Below are 18,406 nucleotides of genomic sequence, written 5' to 3'. Positions count from 1 at the left end.
ACTTCCGTTCATGATCACAGCACCGCAAATGCGTGGCGCACGCGCCATGACCGGAATGACAATCGAGCAACTGGCAGCCGCCTCCGGACTGCCGGCAGCAACCATCCAAACACTGGAGCACGATGAGGCGAGCGGAGAGCCATACGCGCTTCTCGCCGTAAGGCAGGCGCTCGAGGCTGCGGGCATCATCTTCATCGGCAGCGGCAACCACGACGAGGGCGGGCCTGGCGTCAGACTGAGGGCGCGTATAAACGTCGATGAGGGCATTCGACCCGAAAACCTCAACTCCGCCAACGACGACTGATCGGGAACCAAAGCTGAGCTTCTGCGTTTATCCCCGTATTATCAAAATGTTGGGGGTATTGCATGAACCGCACAAACGGCCTGTATTTCATAGTCGGCGGGCTAGGCCCGTATATTCTCCATGAGGAAAGCAAACCGGACGGAATCGAGATGAGCATCGGTAAAAATGGTGTCTCGATCGAGGAGAAGTGAGGCTTAGAGATAGGCCTTGGCAAGGGCGGCAAGCTTCGTTTGATCCTTGACGCCCTGCCGATACAACTGGATGAGTAGCGCGGCTATTTGCTCGGCCTGAGGCGCGTTTCGCGCGAAACCTCGTTTTTCACAGACATCGTCAAGAACATCGGACAAAAGGTCCAAGTCCTCTGAAAAGAGCGGCAGGTCGCGAGGGAAAATCGGGGATCTAAGCATCGCGCCTTATGTCCACCGAGGGCTGACACCGGATCGTCATCGGCCGCCCATCACATAGCCGACGATGCGATCACTATGCGCGTGAACATGTGCCTTATCAATATCCGTTACGTGTAGAAACACTAATGTGAACTCATTGCTCGGGCAACGTCTGGGCGGAAGCCGGCGTGACGACGTGGCCGCAGCAAGTGCCACTGTCGCCGACTTTCAGCTGTGCTCGCGGAACGCGTCTTCAGAAATCCCAATCCTCATCTTCCGTCGCAACCGCCTTGCCGATCACGTAGGATGAGCCGGAACCCGAAAAGAAGTCGTGATTTTCGTCGGCGTTTGGCGACAAGGCAGACAGGATCGCTGGGTTGACCAAGCCTCTGCCGGAAACAGCGCCTCATAGCCCAGGTTCATCAGGGCCTTGTTGGCGTTGTAGTGGAGGAATTTCTTGACGTCTTCCGTCAACCCGACGCCGTCGTATAGCGCTTCGGTGTATTTTGCCTCGTTGTCGTAGAGCTCCAACAGCAGGTCGAATGCGAAATCCTTGACCTGCTGTTGCTTGTCCTTGCCCAGGCGCTCCAATCCTCGCTGGAATTTGTACCCGATGTAGTAGCCATGAACCGCCTCATCGCGGATGATGAGACGGATCATGTCCGCGGTGTTGGTAAGCCGTGCGCGGCTCGACCAGAACATGGGCAGATAGAAACCCGAATAGAATAGAAAGCTCTCGAGGAACACGCTGGCAACTTTCTTCTTCATGGGATCGCCAGAATCATACTGCTCCATGATCAGCAAAGATTTGCGCTGCAGGAACTCGTTCTCATCCGACCAGCGATAGGCGTCGTCTACATCAGGCGTCGAGCAGAGTGTCGAGAAGATCGAGGAATAGGAGCGCGCATGCACCGCTTCCATGAATGAGATGTTAGAAAGAACGGCTTCCTCGTGCGGCGTGGCGGCATCCTCCATCAACCTCACCGACCCGATGCCGTTTTGGATGGTGTCGAGCAGGGTGAGCCCTGTGAACACACGGATCGTAAGCTGCTGCTCGGCGGGCTTCAGGGCGGCCCAGGAGGCAATATCGTTCGACAGCGGCACCTTCTCTGGAAGCCAGAAGTTACCCGTCAGGCGGTTCCATACCTCCAGATCCTTCGCGTCCTCGATCCGGTTCCAATTGATGGCGCGGATGCGGCTCGCCGGCTTGAATTGCATGTTCATAGAGAGATCCTTTGAAACCGGTGTCAAAGCGCGCAGGAAACGCAGCCCTGCACCTCGGTGCCCAACAGCGCCATCTGGCGGAGGCGAATGTAATAAATGGTCTTGATGCCCTTCTTCCAGGCGTGGATCTGACCCCTGTTGATGTCGCGGGTCGTCGCCGTGTCGCGGAAGAAGAGTGTCAGCGAGAGACCCTGGTCGACGTGCTGGGTGGCTGCCGCATAGGTATCGATGATCTTCTCAGGGCCGATCTCGTAGGCATCCTCGTAGTAGTCGAGGTTTTCGTTGGTCATGAAGGCCGCGGGGTAGTAGACGCGGCCGATCTTTCCCTCTTTCCGGATTTCGATCTTCGACACGATTGGATGGATCGACGACGTCGAGTGGTTGATGTAGGAGATCGATCCCGTCGGCGGCACGGCCTGTAGGTTCTGGTTATAGAGACCGGAGGTCGTCACAGCGTCCTTGAGCTTCAGCCAGTCCTCCTGGGTCGGGATGTGGACGCCGGCAGTGTCGAACAATGCCTGCACCTTCTCTGTCGCCGGCTCCCAAAGCTGCTCTGTATACTTATCGAAATATTCGCCGGAGGCGTATTTCGATCTCTCGAAGCCCTTGAAGCTCGCGCCACGTTCAGCCGCGATCCGGTTGGACGCGCGGATGGCATGGTACGTCACGGTGTAGAAGTAGATATTGGTGAAATCGACGCCTTCCTCGGAGCCATAGTAGATGCGCTCGCGGGCAAGATAGCCGTGCAGGTTCATCTGCCCGAGGCCGATCGCGTGGCTGTCGTTGTTGCCCCTCTCGATTGATGGCACCGACGAGATATGGCTCATGTCGGATACGGCCGTCAGCGCCCGGATCGATGTCTCGATCGTCTTTCCGAAATCGGCCGAATCCATTGCCGCGGCGATGTTGAGCGAGCCGAGATTGCAGGAAATATCCTTGCCCATATGCTTGTAGGACAGGTCGTCATTGTATTCGCTCGCCTCGCTGACCTGGAGGATTTCCGAGCAGAGATTGCTCATAGTGATGCGCCCGGCGATCGGGTTTTCCCGGTTCACCGTGTCCTCGAACATGATGTAGGGATAGCCGCTCTCGAACTGGATCTCGGCGAGCGCCTGGAAGAAGTCTCGCGCCTTCATCTTCTTCTTGCGGATGCGGCTGTCGGCGACCATTTCGCGGTACTTCTCCGTCACCGAGATTTCGGTGAACGGCACCCCGTAGACGCGTTCGACGTCATAGGGTGAGAAGAGGTACATATCGTCGTTGTTCCTGGCGAGTTCGAAGGTGATATCGGGTATGACGACACCGAGCGACAGCGTCTTGATCCTGATCTTCTCATCCGCGTTCTCGCGCTTGGTGTCGAGGAAACGCATGATGTCCGGATGGTGGGCGTTGAGATAGACGGCACCCGCGCCCTGGCGCGCGCCAAGCTGGTTGGCATAGGAGAAGCTGTCTTCCAGGAGCTTCATCACGGGGATGATGCCTGACGACTGGTTCTCGATGTGCTTGATCGGCGCCCCGGCCTCACGAATATTGGTGAGCGAAAGCGCAACGCCACCGCCTCGTTTGGAAAGTTGAAGCGCCGAATTGATGGAGCGCCCGATCGATTCCATATTGTCTTCGATGCGCATCAGGAAGCACGAGACGAGCTCGCCGCGCTGCTTCTTGCCAGCATTCAGAAAGGTCGGCGTCGCAGGCTGGAACCGGCCAGAAATGATCTCGTCGACCACGTCGCGAGCGAGTTGCTCGTTGCCGCGCGCGAGCGCGAGCGCGACCATGCAGACGCGGTCTTCATAGCGCTCCAGGTAGCGCTTTCCGTCAAAGGTCTTGAGCGTGTAGCTGGTGTAGTACTTGAACGCTCCGAGGAAGGTCGGGAAGCGGAATTTCCTCGCGTATGCGTGGTCGCACAGGTCGCGCACGAAATTGAACGAATACTGGTCGAGCACTTCGCGCTCGTAATAGCCTTCGCTCACGAGGTAGTCGAGTTTTTCCCTAAGGTTATGGAAGAAGACGGTATTCTGGTTGACGTGCTGCAGGAAATACTGCCGTGCCGCAAGCCGATCCTTGTCGAGCTGGATCCTTCCATCGTCGTCATAGAGATTCAGCATGGCGTTGAGCGCATGGTAGTCCAGCGCGGGTTCGACCTTCACAGGGCGTTCGAGCGTAACCGTGTCCAAAATCGTTCCAATCCGTTTTTGACGTTGGTGACGTCCTCGTCCGTACCCAGGAGCTCGAACCTGTTGAGGTAAGGCACCTGGCATTTTCTGGAGATGACGTCGCCGGCGAGCCCATAGGTCTTGCCGAAATTGCTGTTGCCCGCGGCGATCACGCCGCAGAGGTTGGAGCGGTTCTCCGCCTGGTTGAGGAAGCGGATCACCTGCTTGGGCACGGCTCCCTTGCCGCCATCGCCGCTGTATGTCGGCACCACGAGGACGAAAGGCCGGCGCACGAAAAAGGCTTCATCGGGCAGAACCGGAATACGGACCGCGTCCATCCCCAGCTTGCCGATGAAGCGATGGGTGTTTTCGGATCGGCTGGAGAAGTAGACGATCTGCCCCATCGGCGGTTCCCCGGTCAGGCAAGCGCGCTGATCATGTCGGGACGGAAGCCGGCCCAATGCTGTTCGCCTGCGACGACCACGGGGACCTGGCGATAGCCAAGACCCTGGACGAGTTCATAGGCCAGGGTATCGGTTGAAACGTCGACGATCAGGTATTCGATGCCGTGCCTATCGAGCGCGCGCGTGGTCGCGGTGCACTGAACGCAGGCAGGCTTGCTGTAAACGGTGATGTTCATTGGTATCCTCGTGTTTCGATGGCATGAAAGGTCGTTCGGGCATCCGCCGATGCTCGTGCGATGAGACGGAAAAAACAGGTGTCGCCTGCGGTCAGACGCTAAGCGGCCATCACTCGTCCTGATACGGATTGGAACTCAAGACATGGACTTCACCCCGAAGTTGGCTGATCGCGAGATCTCGGGGGCAGCGGGCACACGCGGATTCATTCCGCAGCACAACGCGACCTTCCGGACACCCCGCCCGTGGACGTTTCTGATCGAGGCAGGTCTCCTGGCTTACGGGTCGTCGCGTCCATCCTCGCCTTCCCGAAACCTTCCGGCTCCAGTGGCTTTCCCAGATGGATGCTCGCCGCTTACAGTTGCGGGGGCAGCTCCGGCATTGCGGAGTCCATCATGGGCTACCGCGCACCGTATTCCCGTCTTAGCCTCCAATCCTTGCGAATCGAAGGAACCTCGAACACTATATATAGTAGACAAGGTTAGATTCCCGTCAACGACTATGATCAACGGTCGACAAGATCGGTGGGATAAGCGGTACGGGGCGGCGGGAAGACGCCGGGATTTCCCCGGCGTCTCATCCGGTGGAAAGATCGTCAGACGCCGGCGGCCGACAACGTTCCGTGGCTGGTCAAGCGGAGCAGCCTCGCCGCTTCGACCATGTTGACTAGGGCAGGCTTGACCTCTTCCCATTTGCGGGTCTTCAGGCCGCAATCGGGATTGATCCACAACTGCGTATCATTGAGACGCCGCCTCGCCAGGTCGAGCAGTTCCGTCATTTGAGCGACATCTGGAATCCGCGGCGAGTGGATGTCGTAGACGCACGGACCGTTCTCGTTCGGTAGTCCTGGTGCTGGAAGACGTCGAGAAGCTCCATTTTCGAACGCGAGGTCTCGATCGAGATGACATCGGCGTCCATGGTCTCGATGGAAGCCATGATATCGTTGAACTCCGAATAGCACATGTGCGTGTGGATCTGCGTCTTGTCGGAAACGCCGCTCGAGCATATGCGAAACGCCTCAACCGCCCAATCGAGATAGGTGCCCCGATCGCCTTTCCGAAGGGGCAGGTCCTCTCGAAGCGCTGCCTCGTCGATCTGGATCATCGCAGTACCGGCTTCCTCCAGGTCGGCAACCTCGTCACGGATTGCAAGAGCGATCTGGCGGCATACGGCGCTGCGAGGAAGATCATCGCGAACGAACGACCAGTTCAGGATGGTTGCTCCATTGGCGTATCGCAGGTGGATGTCACCTCTCAATCAGAACGGATTGACGTAATTGGTGATGGCGATCTGGCGCAAGAGTACTTTGCGGATCACCTGCGCAGCCTTGACATGATCCGTGAAGATGGCCGCAGTACCAGTGCTTCCTGCGGGCAGTTTGGCTGCGAACGCCGCGTCGTCGAGCCTGATCCTGACCACGAACGGCACGGTCTGGATCAACTCGGAAGAGACAGCGGCGCCTGAAACTTTCGTCTGTCCGGTGGCCACCGCTTGCAAGACGCTCTCAACCTTGCCGGAATAGACCTTGCCTGGCATGAACTTGAACGTCGCTTCGACCGGCTGACCGGGCTCGATGTAACGGGCATTGATCTGCGGCACCTCCATGCCGATGATCGTGTCCGACGTATCGATGAACGCCATTGCCGGCGAAAGCGGCAGATTGGTGACACGCGCTCCGGTTCGTAGAGCTAGATTGGTCACGTATCCGTCAGCCGGAGCACGAACGACAGTTTTTTCCAGGTCCCACTTCGCGGCCACAAGCTCTGCCTGCAGCTGTTCGACCTCTGCCTGGCGTTGCTCGACGTCGAAGGCTCGACCCGCGCCACTTGTCTGCAGTCGTGTGGTTTAAGAAAGACGGAGCTGCTGCAGGTCCAGTTGTGCCTGCAGCGCATCCACCTTTGCCTTGAGGGGCACAGCGTCGATCGTGAAGAGAACGTCACCTGCCTTCAGCGGTGTATTTGGTTTAACGGGAACCTCGACGACTTCGCCAGCAACATCCGGAACGACGGCGACGGAGTTGCGGACGACAAGCGCTGTTCCTTGAGGCGCACCCCAGTTCATAGGGATAAACAATCCAACGAGCAGCAGGAGAAGTACCAGAACCGGCGAAACCTTCCAGAAAAGGTTGAACGGTATGATCCGGAATTTGACGAGGCAGAAGAGGATTACCAGGTAGACGTTCAGGAGGACGACGATCATTGGTGGGTCTCCGCCTTCCGAACACGGGGAACGTCAACGTAGGCCCAGATCAATACGATGGGCCATAGCGCAAACCCAAGCAGCAATGTCACCCAGCCCCCGACAGTTACCGCCTGGGTCCAGGGGTGGTTGCGGCGTTTCGCAATCATTCCCGGCAACATGGCGAGAAAAACAATCACGAATGTCGTGCTCAAGACCAGCACTATGAGGACGATCCAGGCGAAGAAGTCGACCAGTTGCATGATATGATCCTCTAGGCACGGAACGGTCGGTCATGTGGCTGACATAACCGACGGCCTCTTGTTGTTGCCGAACCCCAAATCCACTTCCATTGTGAAGCTGCAATCAGGGAGCGGGCTGGGCCTCAGGGAAGGTCCACGTCCCGTCCAGGACGTCTGTTTTCGGTCGATAGAGGCGCACCATGTAGTTCCAGCCGCTCTTGATCGGCAGACAATTGTCGATGTTGCGGCTGCATCCGCCGAACTGAACGGTCACAGCTCCATCAGGCGCCTTCTTGGCGGTGATGTTATTGATGTTGTAAACGCCGAGGGCGTTCTTTTCGTAGTAGCCCTTGGCATTGTAGAGGCTGATAGACCAGAAGCCATCGACGGGGACGTCCCTGGCCGTGAGTTTGTAAACGGTCTTGCCATCGTTCTTTGGCGGCACGACGTTGAGGTAGAGAGCATCCTTTTCCGGGTTGCCTCCCCACGCGGACGCCGAGCCGATGAGCCGGCGGACTGGGTCGACGTCTTCCTTTCTGCCGAACATGCCCTTGGTATCGGGAAGCGTGTCGGCCAAGACGAGGAGTGCCTTTCGCACCTTTGCCTGACTGAGCGGATCCCAATGAGGTACCTCGAACGTGCCGCTTCCGGCCGGTTGCTCAACTTTTATGGCGTCCTGCAGCGCATGAACGGCGGCAACGTCTTTTGGGTCCTTGGGATCGACAAGAGTGCGCACGCCCAACAGAACGTAGCGGGTGCCGACATTGTCCTTCGAAAGAACATGCACGCCCGGCTCGTAGGTCACGTCCTGTGTGTACTGGTCCTCGTTGATGACCTGCATCGACATGAAACGCTCGTGGGCATCGGGTAAGGTGACCGTGACCGGGCCTTGATCGAGGTCAAAGACCCCCGCAGAGTAGAGCGTATCGCGGTTCAGCCGGATGACCGTCTGTTTCTCGATAGTCGCTGGCTCGCGACGATGAAAGAACTTTCCGAAGCCTCCGTCTTTGACAATGCTGCTGAAATACAGATCGCTTTCGGCGCGTGGGAAGGTTTCGGCGGTCACCGCAACCGTGTCTGCCGCCAAGACCACGACGCTTTGCAACGCAGCGATGGACAACGCGGCGATAGCGATAAACAGCTTGTCGGTCATAGAAGGCCCTCCAGTTTCGCAGGTGTCGGTGCACCTTAGAGCCGCTCTACGACTGCGGAAGTACGTAACAGTAACATTTACGCAAATTTCGGGGAGACTGTTCCCGTGTGCCGGACGGCCAATAGCGCCGGCCGTCGAATCCGGCCGCCGGCAGTGGAAGCGTCGTTGGAAGCCATTCCTTCTCTCAACCGGTGCCCACGTCGTAGATGCGGCCCGTCAGCCAGGCCGGCCAGTCACGTTCGAAGAACGACTTCGAATCCTCGTCGAACGTCCGGTTGGGGCGTGTCGAAATGGCCATAGCGTCGCCGTCGAGGCGAACGACAATCTGCTCGTCGCGATGCTCCGGCCGTTCCTTCCTGAAGCAATACTCCCGTAGCGGCCCGGAGCTGACAAGCGGAAGAGACTCCCCATCGGGATCGCATATCGCTCGGGCGCCACGGCTGCCGCCGCCATTGTTGATGAAGAAGTCCAAGGCGCTGAGCACCGCCTCGGACGCCAGCGCCATCTGCTGCCATTGCAACGAACGGGCGGCTTCTCCGCCGCGGGCGTATGCAATTCCCTTCCTGCGGATTTCGTCATTGAGGCGACGGGCCTCGATCAGCGCATCGCCAACGCTTTCACTGCCACATATCATGCCTGCCCGGTCGCTCATTCGAGCTTGAACCTCGGACCGGACCGATTTCACGCTGAGCGCGCTGTCAGGCTGGAGCACCATGAGAAGCTGGGCAACGCCCACATCCGCAGCAGCACGCACGTCCTTGGTCGAGGCCACCTTCGCCCGTCCGCTCGCTCCAATGTGCTCCGCCGCCCGCGTTCCGAAGACCTGGCCGGCATTCAACGCCGCGCCGCCCGGACGGGTGACACCGTGTGTTCCTGCCGCTTCGCCAATGGCGTAGCATCCCGCCAGATTGCTCCGTCCCCAGGTGTCCACCATGACGCCGCCATTCATGTGCTGATTGTTGACGGCAAACTCCAGAGGCGCCTGGGCGATGTCGACCTTGTAGCGTCGATAAAGCTCGATAGAGAGAGGGTTCATCTGCTTGAGACGGTCGATCGGCAAATGCTGATCGGCCCCGGCCTTGGCGAGATAACGGCTTACGTCGACGTCGAGCCGATCGAGGCTGAACGGAAGATCTCCAGGAACCGGAAGCGGATTTCGGTTGAAATCCATAAAGACGCGTCGTCCCGCAGCGCTCTCGCGATGGATCGCCAGGTCGACCAGGCTGGACCCGAAATCAAGCATTCGCGTCGCGTGGAAGGGCCATTGATAGCCCTTGCGAAAGACGTTCGACGCCAGTTCCTGCGTGCTCCGGTAGTAAGCAGCCAGGAAGTGTTGTTCCGTACCGTCGGCGTCCACAGAGTAGATGTGCGGGATTGCCTGGACGTATGTGCCGGAAAGGTTCCAGGGAAAGCCTTCGCGTCTGGTTCCAATGCCGAACTGGCTTTCCGTGAGATTGACCAGTTCCACGCCAGCCTCAAGGGCAAGCCCCAGCGAGCCGAAGCAGCCGTTCGGATAGACGCTGTCGCGGTATAGTTCGCCGGGTCCTCCGGCCGCGAGAACGACGACCGCGCATACGTACAATGCAAGGCCAAAGGGATTGTCCTCCGTTCGATCGCTGGCACGCATTGCAAGGACGCCCACGACGCGGCGTTCCACGCCATCGACGTCCGTCAGTATCTTAACCACCGTGGTCTGGTTGTAGAACGGCACGCCCAGCCGGAGGGCCTCTTCTGCGAGAACCTTGACCATCAGACGCGAGGTTCGCGGACCGCAACTGGTGGCCCGGCCCACTTCGTCGTGATCGGTTTGATACCTTAGCGTCCCGCCCAGTGGATCTTGCGGCAATGGCAGTCCTAGAAACTGAAGCGACGCCATCATCCTCGACGAACCGACGGCCTCGACGTAGGCGGTGTCCTCGTCCATCGCGCCACCGCCGCGTACCGCTCGGGCCATCGCCTTGTAATTATCTCCCTGGTCGGCGGTGTTCGCCGTGTGGAGCGTCTGCTTGTCGGACCCCGAACAGGCCGACGTGCCGCCCCACGCGCTCTGGCTCAGGATAGCCACGTCGTCGCCTCGCCGCTTCATTTCCACAGCCGCACGCAGCCCCGCAGCGCCGGATCCTACGATGACGCAGCCGGCACGATAGACTGGAGTTGCAATGCCGGCCAGGTTGGCCGTTTCCGATGAAGGCGTTTCCGGAGGCAGGCGCGGCATGTCCACGTCCGTCAGGGCGTCGAGAATGGATTGCGGAACGTCGATCTTCATTGGCTGTCAAAATCCTTGCGGAACGGATTCCCAGAAGTTGTCGCCGACCGTCGATCTCAAAGATGCGTCGGCCAGCATCGTAGATGCCATGGGTTAGGGCTCACACGAGAGGGATGTCGACCCAGCGCTTCAGACGCGAGGACTCCATGCAGGCGTCGACGATCTGGCAGATGTGGTGGCCGGTCTCGAACGTGGGCCACATGGGCGTGCCGGTCGCGATCGAGCGCACCACCTCGGCAACTTCGATGATCTTGCTTTCGTTGTAACCCAACGCGAAGTTCGGAAGTGGAAGGAAGGCCCTGAACGTGGGGTTTTCCGGACCTACATCGATCTCCCGGAAGCCGCAACGGCCTGTCCGATCGTCGTTCGAATAGAAGCGGAGGCGGTTTACCTCGTCATATGTGTAGGCGAGACTACCTTTCGTTCCGTACACTTCGTAAGTCTGCTTGAATTTCCGACCTGTGGCGACCCGGCTGAAGTCGACGATTCCGCTGGCGCCGTTTTCGAACCGGCAGAGAAGATTCGTCGCATCTGGGTTGGTGACGTCCGCCCATTCTTCCGTGCCGTTGAGCTTCACCTGCTCGCCGTAGGCCAATCCTCGCACGATCGGGCGACGTGGCGTCAGGATCAGATTGTCCGCAATCAGGGAGCTTACGCGGCCGACCAGGAAGTCCATGAAGCTGAAGACATGCGAACCGGTGTCGCCCACGATCCCGGTCGGCGCAAGCTTCCCGTCGGCGCGCCACATGAAGGGCGCATTCGGATCCCCATACATATCCACGTGCTGGCAGCCGCGGAACATCTTGATCTCGCCGATCTCGCCCGCCTGGATGATTTCCTTGGCCAGGTCGTGGACTGGGTTGCGAGGAAACGCGTGCCCCACTCGGGTGATGACGCTTTTCTCCTTTGCGATATCTGCCAGCTCCCGCGCTTCCTGCGCCGTGTTCGCCAGTGGCTTCTCGCAGTAGACATGCTTTCCAGCCAGGAGCGCGGCCTTCGCCACCTCGTGGTGAAGGTTGTCCGGCAGGCAGATGTCGATCAGGTCAATCTCGGGATCGGCGACGGCGACCTTCCAGTCCTGAATAATTTTGGCACCAGGCGCCCGCTGGGCAAGATCCTGCGCTGCCTGCGGGTTGGCTTCGACCAGGACGACGACCCGCGCGATTCCGCCAGAGACGCCGAAGAAATGGGGAAACGTCTGGTAGGCCATCGTGTGAACTTTGCCCATCCAGCCCGACGCCCCGAGCACCGCGACCTTGATTTCTCTCATTACTGCCACTCCTCTGAAATCCGATCCGCCGTCCAAGCGGACGTTGCGTGTCAAGCGGGCCAGCCCCGCGCCGAGCCTAGCGGATGTTCGTGCGTGCTCTCGGCCGGGTATCGTTGCGCTCGTAGGCGAAGATCGCGGACGGAAGCGGGGGCAACCCCCGGATCAAATCCGATCCCTTCTCCCCGACCATGATCGTAGGCGCATTGGTGTTGCAGGATGGAACGCGCGGAATGACGGACGAATCGCAGACGCGAAGGCCCTCGAGGCCGTGGACCTTGAGATCGAGACCGACAACAGCCTCGGGTCCCGTTCCCATCTTGCAGGTGCCGACGGGATGGTGATCGGTTTTCGCGTTCGCGCAGCCGTAGTCGAACAGTTGCTCGTCGGTCATCACTTTCGGCCCAGGCAGACGCTCAGCCATGACATATGGCTTGAGTGCCGCCTGCTGCATGATCTCGCGAGCGATCTTCAATCCCTCCAACGACATCCTCTTGTCGTGGGGATCGGACCAGTAGTTGGGATCGATCAGAGGAGCCGCGCTAGGGTCGGCCGAGGACAGCCGCACGGTGCCTCGCGACCTCGGGTGAAGATAGGCGGAGTTGAGCGTCACGCCAGCATTCTTCAAACGTTCGACACCCGCCTCGATTCCCGAACCCAGGCCAAGGTGGAACTGGATATCGGGAGAACGTGCATCGGGGTCTGCGTACCAGAATCCGCCCGTTTCAAAGAGCGACGATGCGACCGGGCCGGTGCGGAACAGAACATACTGGATACCAGCCCAAATGGTCCGATGTAGCTTTGCAACCCCATCGTAGGTATGGTCCCCCGTGCACTCGGAGATGACGAACAGATCGAGGTGGTCCTGAAGATTCTCCCCAACACCGGGAAGATCGTGAAGCACCTTGACGCCTGCTGATCGAAGATGGTCAGCCGGCCCTATCCCCGACTGAAGGAGGAGTTTTGGCGATCCGATCGCACCGGAGGACACGAGTACCTCGCGTTCGGCAAGGACAATCTCAGAGCCGCTCTGCGTCACAATCTCGACGCCTGTCGCGCGCGAGCGTTCCAGAACAATGCGGGAAACGCGCGCACCAGTGCGGATCGTCAGGTTCTTGCGGTCCTTTATTGGCATGAGGTATGCCAGGGAGGCCGAGGATCGCCGGCGGTTGCGCTGCGTAAGCTGATAGAAGCCAACTCCAGCCTGCTGCCGGCCGTTGAAATCGTGGTTGTACGGTATGCCGAGCTCCTGGCCCGCACGGATGTAGGCGTCGCAGATCGGCAAAGGGGAGACCGGCATCGAGACACCAAGCGGCCCGCCATAGGAATGGTAGTCGTCCGCGAAGCGCTGGTTATCCTCGGCGCGCTTGAAATAGGGCAATATCGCGCGGTAGTCCCAACCGTCGCAGCCGTCTTCGCTTGCCCAGAGATCGTAATCCGCTGCGTTTCCGCGTGTGTAGAGCTGGGCGTTGATCGAGGAGCCGCCGCCGATCACCTTCGCCTGGGTATAGCGCAGAACCCGGCCCTTCATGTGCTTCTGCGGGACGGTTTCCCAACCCCAGCTCGCGACGCCCTTGGTCATTTTCGCAAAGCCCGCCGGCATGTGGAAGAGAGGGTTCCAGTCACCGCCGCCTGCCTCGAGCAGCAGCACGTTGACGGTTGGGTCTTCGCTCAACCGGCTGGCAAGCACGCATCCTGCCGGACCGGCTCCCGTGATGATATAGTCGAAACGCATTTTGCTATCCTATTGAAAGCGAATGATTGACAGACGGCCACCACAGCCGGGGCAACCGAACTTCACGACTGCAAATCCCTGGATGCGATGTGATCGGCAACACGCAACGCCTGGCTGGCGACGGTCAGAGCCGGATTCACCGCCGCAGAGGTCGGCAAGCAACTGGCGTCGACGACGAAAAGGTTTTCGTGGTCGTAAGAACGGCAGTAGGGATCAAGGGGCGCCGTCGTTGGATCGTTGCCGATCCGGATCGTTCCGCACTGATGAGACGGCGTGCGTTTGTCGAACGGCCTTGACAGCACGATCGGGAAGCCAATCGATTTCAGGATTCCCTTCAGCTTCGCAACAAGTTCTAGATGTGAGGACCAGTTGCTCCGCTGCCATTGGAGGACGATGCGGTCACCGTCGACCATGACGCGGCTGTCTGGATTGGGAATGTCTTCACTCATTGCGTAGAAATCGATGGCGTGGCCCGCGATGATATCCAGCACCCACTCTGGAACATGCGGTAACGAGCCCTTGAGGACCCGTCCCGATATCCGTCCAAGGAGTTGAACATTGCCCAGCGGCGGCCCGCCATTCCCGTCCGACAGATAGAAATCGTTGAACGCAAATGTCTTCTGATAGACCGACGTGTTCTGGAAACTTGGCGACACGCCAATGACCGCGGACGCGTTGTGGTTCATGAAGTTGCGGCCGACCTGGTCGGACGAGTTCGCCAGACCGTTCTTGTAGCGCTCGTTCGCCGAGCGCAGTAGCAGCGCCGAAGACTGAACCGCGCCAGCCGAGAGAATGACCATATTGGGGGTGACGGTGACCTCGTGCCCGTCCTTGATGTAGGTTACGCGCCCGATACGACCGCCATGCGCGGTTTCGAGCTTCGTTACGCGTGCATTGGTCTCAAGCCGGACGTTTGCATGCTGAAGCGCGACTTCGAGCGCCGCCGTCTCGGCATCCATCTTCCCGTCGCGCGAATTCGGATGGGCATCCCACGGCGTGCGCGCCTTCGATAGCCATGCCTCAATGTCCACTCCCAACGGCAGCGAGGACGGATGCAATCCCCTGCTCTTCAGCCGGGCGCGAACGTCGGCGATCGGTGACTCGTCCGGAACCGGGGGGAATTCGTAGGCAAGCGAGTGGTGGGGCTCCGTTGGGTCCTCACCCAAGGTGCCGCGAACATGATACAGGCGCTCGGCCTTGCTATACCAGGGCTCCAGCGCTTCATACGGAAACGGCCAGGCAGGCGAGACACCTTCCCGGTGCTGGATCACTTCGAAATCCTCCCGCCGGTAGCGGGACAGCACGGCGCCGTAGAACTTCGAGTTTCCTCCGACATTGTAGTAGTTGCCGGGATTGAACCCCTTGCCGTTTGCCTCGTACCAGGTTTCCTTCGGTCGAAAATGTCCGCGCTGGAAGATCGCGCGTTGGTCGCGGTTTACCGGAAGATCGGCGATATAATCGCCGGCCTCGAGGATCAGGATCTGGGCGCCGGTCGTTGCCAGGCCAACTGCGACCGTGGAGCCACCCACGCCGGAACCGATTATGACGATGTCTGGTGTACCGCTCATCTTGTTCCTCGACGTCACGCGATCCGGATCTGCGTTTGCGGATCGAAGAAGACTGCCTTGTCGAGATTGAACGCCAGGCGTGCCGTCTGGCCGGCGTTAATACGCGCGTCCGCGCGCAGACGGGCAACAACTTCTTTTCCGCCTAGCTTGGTGACGGCGAAGGTGTCTGAACCAGCCGGCTCCACAACCTCGATCAGGCAGTCGCTTTCCGCGATCGTGCGGGCGTTCCTATCCGCGCCCTCTGGATCAGTCAGCGCCTCCGGCCGGATACCGAATACAACCTGTCTACCGGCGTGAGCAGCCAGAGCATCCTTTCCAGGCGCCACAGGAAGCTTGACCAGATCACCGCTGGCTCGTGCCAGGCAAACTGAGAGGCCGCTCGAATCCTTCTCGATCGTTCCCGACAGAAGGTTCATTGCGGGTGAGCCCATGAAATCGGCGACGAACATGTTGGCCGGATTGTTGTAGATTTCCGCAGGCGTTCCGAACTGCTGGACGATGCCGTCCTTCATGACCGCAATCTTGGTGGCAAGCGTCATGGCCTCGATCTGGTCGTGCGTGACGTACACGATCGTCTTGCCGGTTGCCTGGTGGAGACGCTTGATCTCGATGCGCATGTCGACGCGAAGCTTTGCGTCGAGGTTCGACAGGGGCTCGTCAAACAGGAAGAGCTTCGGATCGCGCACCAGTGCCCGCCCCATGGCAACGCGCTGACGCTGGCCGCCCGACAACTGGCTCGGCTTGCGATCCAGCAGATGGCCGATCTGCAGCACCTTGGCCACCTTGTCGATGGCCTTCTTGCGCTCCTCTGCCGGTACGCCGCGCATCTCCATGCCGAAGGATATATTCCCGGCGACCGTCATGTTGGGATAGAGCGCATAGCTCTGAAACACCATGGCAATGTCGCGCTTTGAGGGATGCAGATCGGAGATGGTACGGCCATCGACCTGGATGTCACCTTCTGTGATGGACTCCAGCCCGGCAATCGTGTTGAGCAGCGTAGACTTGCCGCAGCCGGACGGTCCGACCAGTACCAAGAAGCCGCCCTTTTCCAGTTGGAGGTCGATGCCCTTGAGGATATCCAATGCGCCGAAGCGCTTTCTAAGACCGGATATTTCGAGAAAAGCCATTGGATTATCCTTTGACGGCGCCCGCCATCAGTCCGCGAACGAAGTAGCGGCCGGCGAGAATGTAGACGAGGAGCGTAGGCATGGCGGCGATCATCGCCGCGGCCATGTTGACGTTGTATTCGACGACACCGGTCGAGGTGTTGACGACGTTGTTGAGCGCGACCGTCATCGGCATGGACTCGCCGGTGCCCGCATAGGCGGAGGCAAACAGGAAGTCGTTCCAGATGTTGGTAAATTGGTAGATCACGGTCACGACAATGATCGGCAGCGAGTTCGGCAGCATGATCCGCCGGAAGATCTGGAAGAAGCCCGCGCCGTCGACCTGGGCGGCCTTGACCAGTTCGGTCGGGAAGGCCTCGTAGTAGTTGCGGAAAAACAGCGTCGTGAAACCGAGACCGTAGACGACGTGAACGATGACAAGATTGACCGTCGGATTGCCGAAGCCGAGTGACATGCCGATGTCGTTGCGCAGCGTGTTGCCGAAGCGGCCGAGAGATCCAAGAATGGTCGCCATCGGCAGCAGCACCGACTGGAACGGGATGAAGCAGGCAAACAGCATCAAGCCGAAGACCAGCGTATGACCGGGAAACCGCCATTTGGTCAGCACGTAGCCATTGAGAGCACCGAGCAGCGTCGAGATCGCAACCGCTGGAACCACCATCTTGATGGAATTCCAGAAGTAACCCTTGATGCCGGCGCAGGTCAGGCCGACACAGGTCTCACCCCATGCCTTGAACCAGGGATCAAGCGTCGGAGCCTTTGGCAGCGACAGCATATTGCCGTTCTGGATCTCGTCCATGGTCTTGAACGAGGTCACCAGCATCACGAACAGCGGCATCAGGTAAATGATCGCGAAGACCGTCAGCATGCCATAGATGAAGACACGGTTGAACAGTCGTCTACGTGCCATTGAGGCACCGGAAGAAGTCGAGGTAACGGCGCTCATCGCGATTTCTCCCGCAGTTCGGAATAGAGGTAGGGAACGATGATCGCGGAGATGGTCATCAGCATGATGACCGCGCTCGCCGAGCCCACCGCCATCTCGTTGCGCTTGAATGTGTATTCGTACATGAAGTTGGACGGCAGCCAGGCAGAGCCGCCGGGTCCGCCTGATGTCAGCGCCACAACAAGGTCGTAGGACTTGATCGCCATGTGAGCGAGCACGATGAAGGCTGACAGGAACACCGGTCTGAGAAGCGGAATAATGATACGCCGGTAGAGCTGGAGCGTGGTTGCACCATCAATCTGCGCCGCCTTCATGATCTCGCCGTCGATGCCGCGCAACCCGGCAAGGAACATTGCCATGACAAAGCCAGAGGCCTGCCAGACGCCGGCGATCACGACGGTGTAGATGACGAAATCCTTGTTCTTGATCCAGTCGAAGTGGAAGCTCGTCCAGCCGAAATGATGCAGCGTCTGCTCAAGACCGAGACCGGGATCGAGGAACCACTTCCAGGCGACTCCGGTGACGATGAAGGACAGCGCCATCGGATACAGGAAGATTGGCCGCAGGAGGCCTTCGCCGCGAATCTTCTGATCAAGCAGGATCGCCAGAAACAGACCGAGCGCCAGGCAGATGCCAATATAGTGGAAGCCGAAAATGCCCATGTTGGTGATCGAGGTGTACCAGCTCGACGGCGGATCGTTCTCGAACGTCCAGCGCCAAAGCCGTTGATAGGCGCGTGGCCCGGTCAGCGCATAGGACGGGAAGGTCTTGGAATTGGTGAAGGACAGATAGACCGTCCAGACAATGAAGCCGTAGACGAAAACGAGTGTGATGACGAAGCTCGGCGCGAGTACGATCTTCGGCAACGCATCCTGCAGACGCGTTCGCATTGAAATGGACGTCTCGCGCCGCGGTGTGACATCGGGTTTGGTGGTAGCGAAAGTGCTCATGAATTCATCCCCTCCCAAGGGGTCGTCCGTTGCCGAGGTCTCCCCCGCTTCGCGGGGAAGACCATGGTCGACTGTGCCTACTTGGCGTCGTCGATTGCCTTGACGAGTTCTTCGACGGCCTGGTCGGAGGTCGTGATCTGGCCATGAACGAACTTCGACACGACGTCCTTGTAAGCGTTGGCGACTGCCGGGGGAGCGCCGTAGCCCTGTGCCAGCGAGCCGAACAGCGTGCCGCCTTCGTTGGCAGCCTTGAGATCGGCAATACC

General features: G+C 59.2%; 15 protein-coding genes, 4 pseudogenes and 1 riboswitch. Of the genes and pseudogenes, 2 read left to right on the top strand and 17 right to left on the bottom strand.

Translation table 11 applies throughout. The features are described from left to right. Positions 1–10: 10 nt before the first annotated feature. Both AC1DMK_RS28090 and AC1DMK_RS28085 read left to right on the top strand, forming a co-directional pair. The gene (locus AC1DMK_RS28090) at positions 11–304 is read left to right on the top strand and encodes a helix-turn-helix domain-containing protein (protein WP_477863644.1); all 294 of its coding nucleotides are present in this window, start codon (positions 11–13) and stop codon (positions 302–304) included. 62 nt (positions 305–366) lie between these two features. After that, complete coding sequence (locus tag AC1DMK_RS28085) at positions 367–495, top strand: hypothetical protein (RefSeq protein ID WP_477863643.1); 129 nt, start codon at positions 367–369, stop codon at positions 493–495. Between the two features lie 3 nt (positions 496–498). Here the strand turns inward: AC1DMK_RS28085 and AC1DMK_RS28080 are convergent, their stop codons facing one another. From AC1DMK_RS28080 to AC1DMK_RS28000, 17 genes and pseudogenes are all read right to left on the bottom strand, one after another. Next, positions 499–711 (bottom strand): hypothetical protein, encoded by a 213-nt coding sequence (locus AC1DMK_RS28080; RefSeq protein WP_037068509.1) that lies wholly within the window; start codon positions 709–711, stop codon positions 499–501. A 232-nt stretch (positions 712–943) separates the two neighbouring features. After that, positions 944–1,914 (bottom strand): annotated as a pseudogene (nrdF, locus tag AC1DMK_RS28075) (class 1b ribonucleoside-diphosphate reductase subunit beta). A gap of 23 nt (positions 1,915–1,937) precedes the next feature. Then, positions 1,938–4,088: a class 1b ribonucleoside-diphosphate reductase subunit alpha gene (nrdE, locus tag AC1DMK_RS28070; RefSeq protein WP_477863642.1), complete on the bottom strand. Its 2,151-nt coding sequence runs from the start codon at positions 4,086–4,088 to the stop codon at positions 1,938–1,940. After that, positions 4,058–4,471 (bottom strand): class Ib ribonucleoside-diphosphate reductase assembly flavoprotein NrdI, encoded by a 414-nt coding sequence (nrdI, locus tag AC1DMK_RS28065; protein ID WP_477863641.1) that lies wholly within the window; start codon positions 4,469–4,471, stop codon positions 4,058–4,060. Before nrdI ends, nrdE begins: the two co-directional genes overlap by 31 nt. 14 nt (positions 4,472–4,485) lie before the next feature. Beyond that, a complete protein-coding gene (nrdH, locus tag AC1DMK_RS28060; RefSeq protein ID WP_037068968.1) occupies positions 4,486–4,707 on the bottom strand; it encodes a glutaredoxin-like protein NrdH in 222 nt (73 codons plus the stop codon). A 244-nt stretch (positions 4,708–4,951) separates the two neighbouring features. Continuing rightward, a riboswitch (cobalamin riboswitch) is annotated at positions 4,952–5,178 on the bottom strand. A 122-nt stretch (positions 5,179–5,300) separates the two neighbouring features. Next, positions 5,301–5,923 (bottom strand): annotated as a pseudogene (locus AC1DMK_RS28055) (5-methyltetrahydropteroyltriglutamate--homocysteine S-methyltransferase); the annotation flags it as partial. A 39-nt stretch (positions 5,924–5,962) separates the two neighbouring features. After that, a pseudogene (locus AC1DMK_RS28050) lies at positions 5,963–6,904 on the bottom strand (HlyD family secretion protein). Beyond that, entirely contained in the window at positions 6,901–7,146 is a 246-nt protein-coding gene (locus AC1DMK_RS28045) for a DUF3302 domain-containing protein (RefSeq protein ID WP_477863640.1), read from the bottom strand. Before AC1DMK_RS28045 ends, AC1DMK_RS28050 begins: the two are co-directional and overlap by 4 nt. Positions 7,147–7,249: 103 nt before the next feature. Continuing rightward, a complete protein-coding gene (locus AC1DMK_RS28040) occupies positions 7,250–8,278 on the bottom strand; it encodes a DUF1254 domain-containing protein (RefSeq protein WP_477863639.1) in 1,029 nt (342 codons plus the stop codon). Between the two features lie 184 nt (positions 8,279–8,462). Then, the gene (locus tag AC1DMK_RS28035) at positions 8,463–10,544 is read right to left on the bottom strand and encodes an FAD-binding protein (RefSeq protein ID WP_477863638.1); all 2,082 of its coding nucleotides are present in this window, start codon (positions 10,542–10,544) and stop codon (positions 8,463–8,465) included. Positions 10,545–10,644: 100 nt separating this feature from the next. After that, positions 10,645–11,814: a Gfo/Idh/MocA family protein gene (locus AC1DMK_RS28030; protein ID WP_477863637.1), complete on the bottom strand. Its 1,170-nt coding sequence runs from the start codon at positions 11,812–11,814 to the stop codon at positions 10,645–10,647. Between the two features lie 76 nt (positions 11,815–11,890). Next, complete coding sequence (locus tag AC1DMK_RS28025; protein WP_477863636.1) at positions 11,891–13,546, bottom strand: GMC family oxidoreductase; 1,656 nt, start codon at positions 13,544–13,546, stop codon at positions 11,891–11,893. A 62-nt stretch (positions 13,547–13,608) separates the two neighbouring features. Beyond that, positions 13,609–15,114: a GMC oxidoreductase gene (locus AC1DMK_RS28020; RefSeq protein WP_477863635.1), complete on the bottom strand. Its 1,506-nt coding sequence runs from the start codon at positions 15,112–15,114 to the stop codon at positions 13,609–13,611. Between the two features lie 14 nt (positions 15,115–15,128). Next, positions 15,129–16,244: an ABC transporter ATP-binding protein gene (locus AC1DMK_RS28015; protein WP_477863634.1), complete on the bottom strand. Its 1,116-nt coding sequence runs from the start codon at positions 16,242–16,244 to the stop codon at positions 15,129–15,131. Between the two features lie 4 nt (positions 16,245–16,248). Next, positions 16,249–17,190 carry a carbohydrate ABC transporter permease gene (locus AC1DMK_RS28010; protein ID WP_477863633.1) on the bottom strand — a complete coding sequence of 314 codons (942 nt, stop codon included), beginning with the start codon at positions 17,188–17,190 and terminating at the stop codon, positions 16,249–16,251. Continuing rightward, complete coding sequence (locus tag AC1DMK_RS28005) at positions 17,187–18,140, bottom strand: carbohydrate ABC transporter permease (protein ID WP_477863632.1); 954 nt, start codon at positions 18,138–18,140, stop codon at positions 17,187–17,189. Before AC1DMK_RS28005 ends, AC1DMK_RS28010 begins: the two co-directional genes overlap by 4 nt. A 77-nt stretch (positions 18,141–18,217) precedes the next feature. Next, positions 18,218–18,406: pseudogene (locus AC1DMK_RS28000) on the bottom strand (sugar ABC transporter substrate-binding protein); the annotation flags it as partial.

The organism is Rhizobium sp. 05L419, from assembly GCF_056397845.1.
This window is presented reverse-complemented; position numbering and strand designations above follow the sequence as displayed.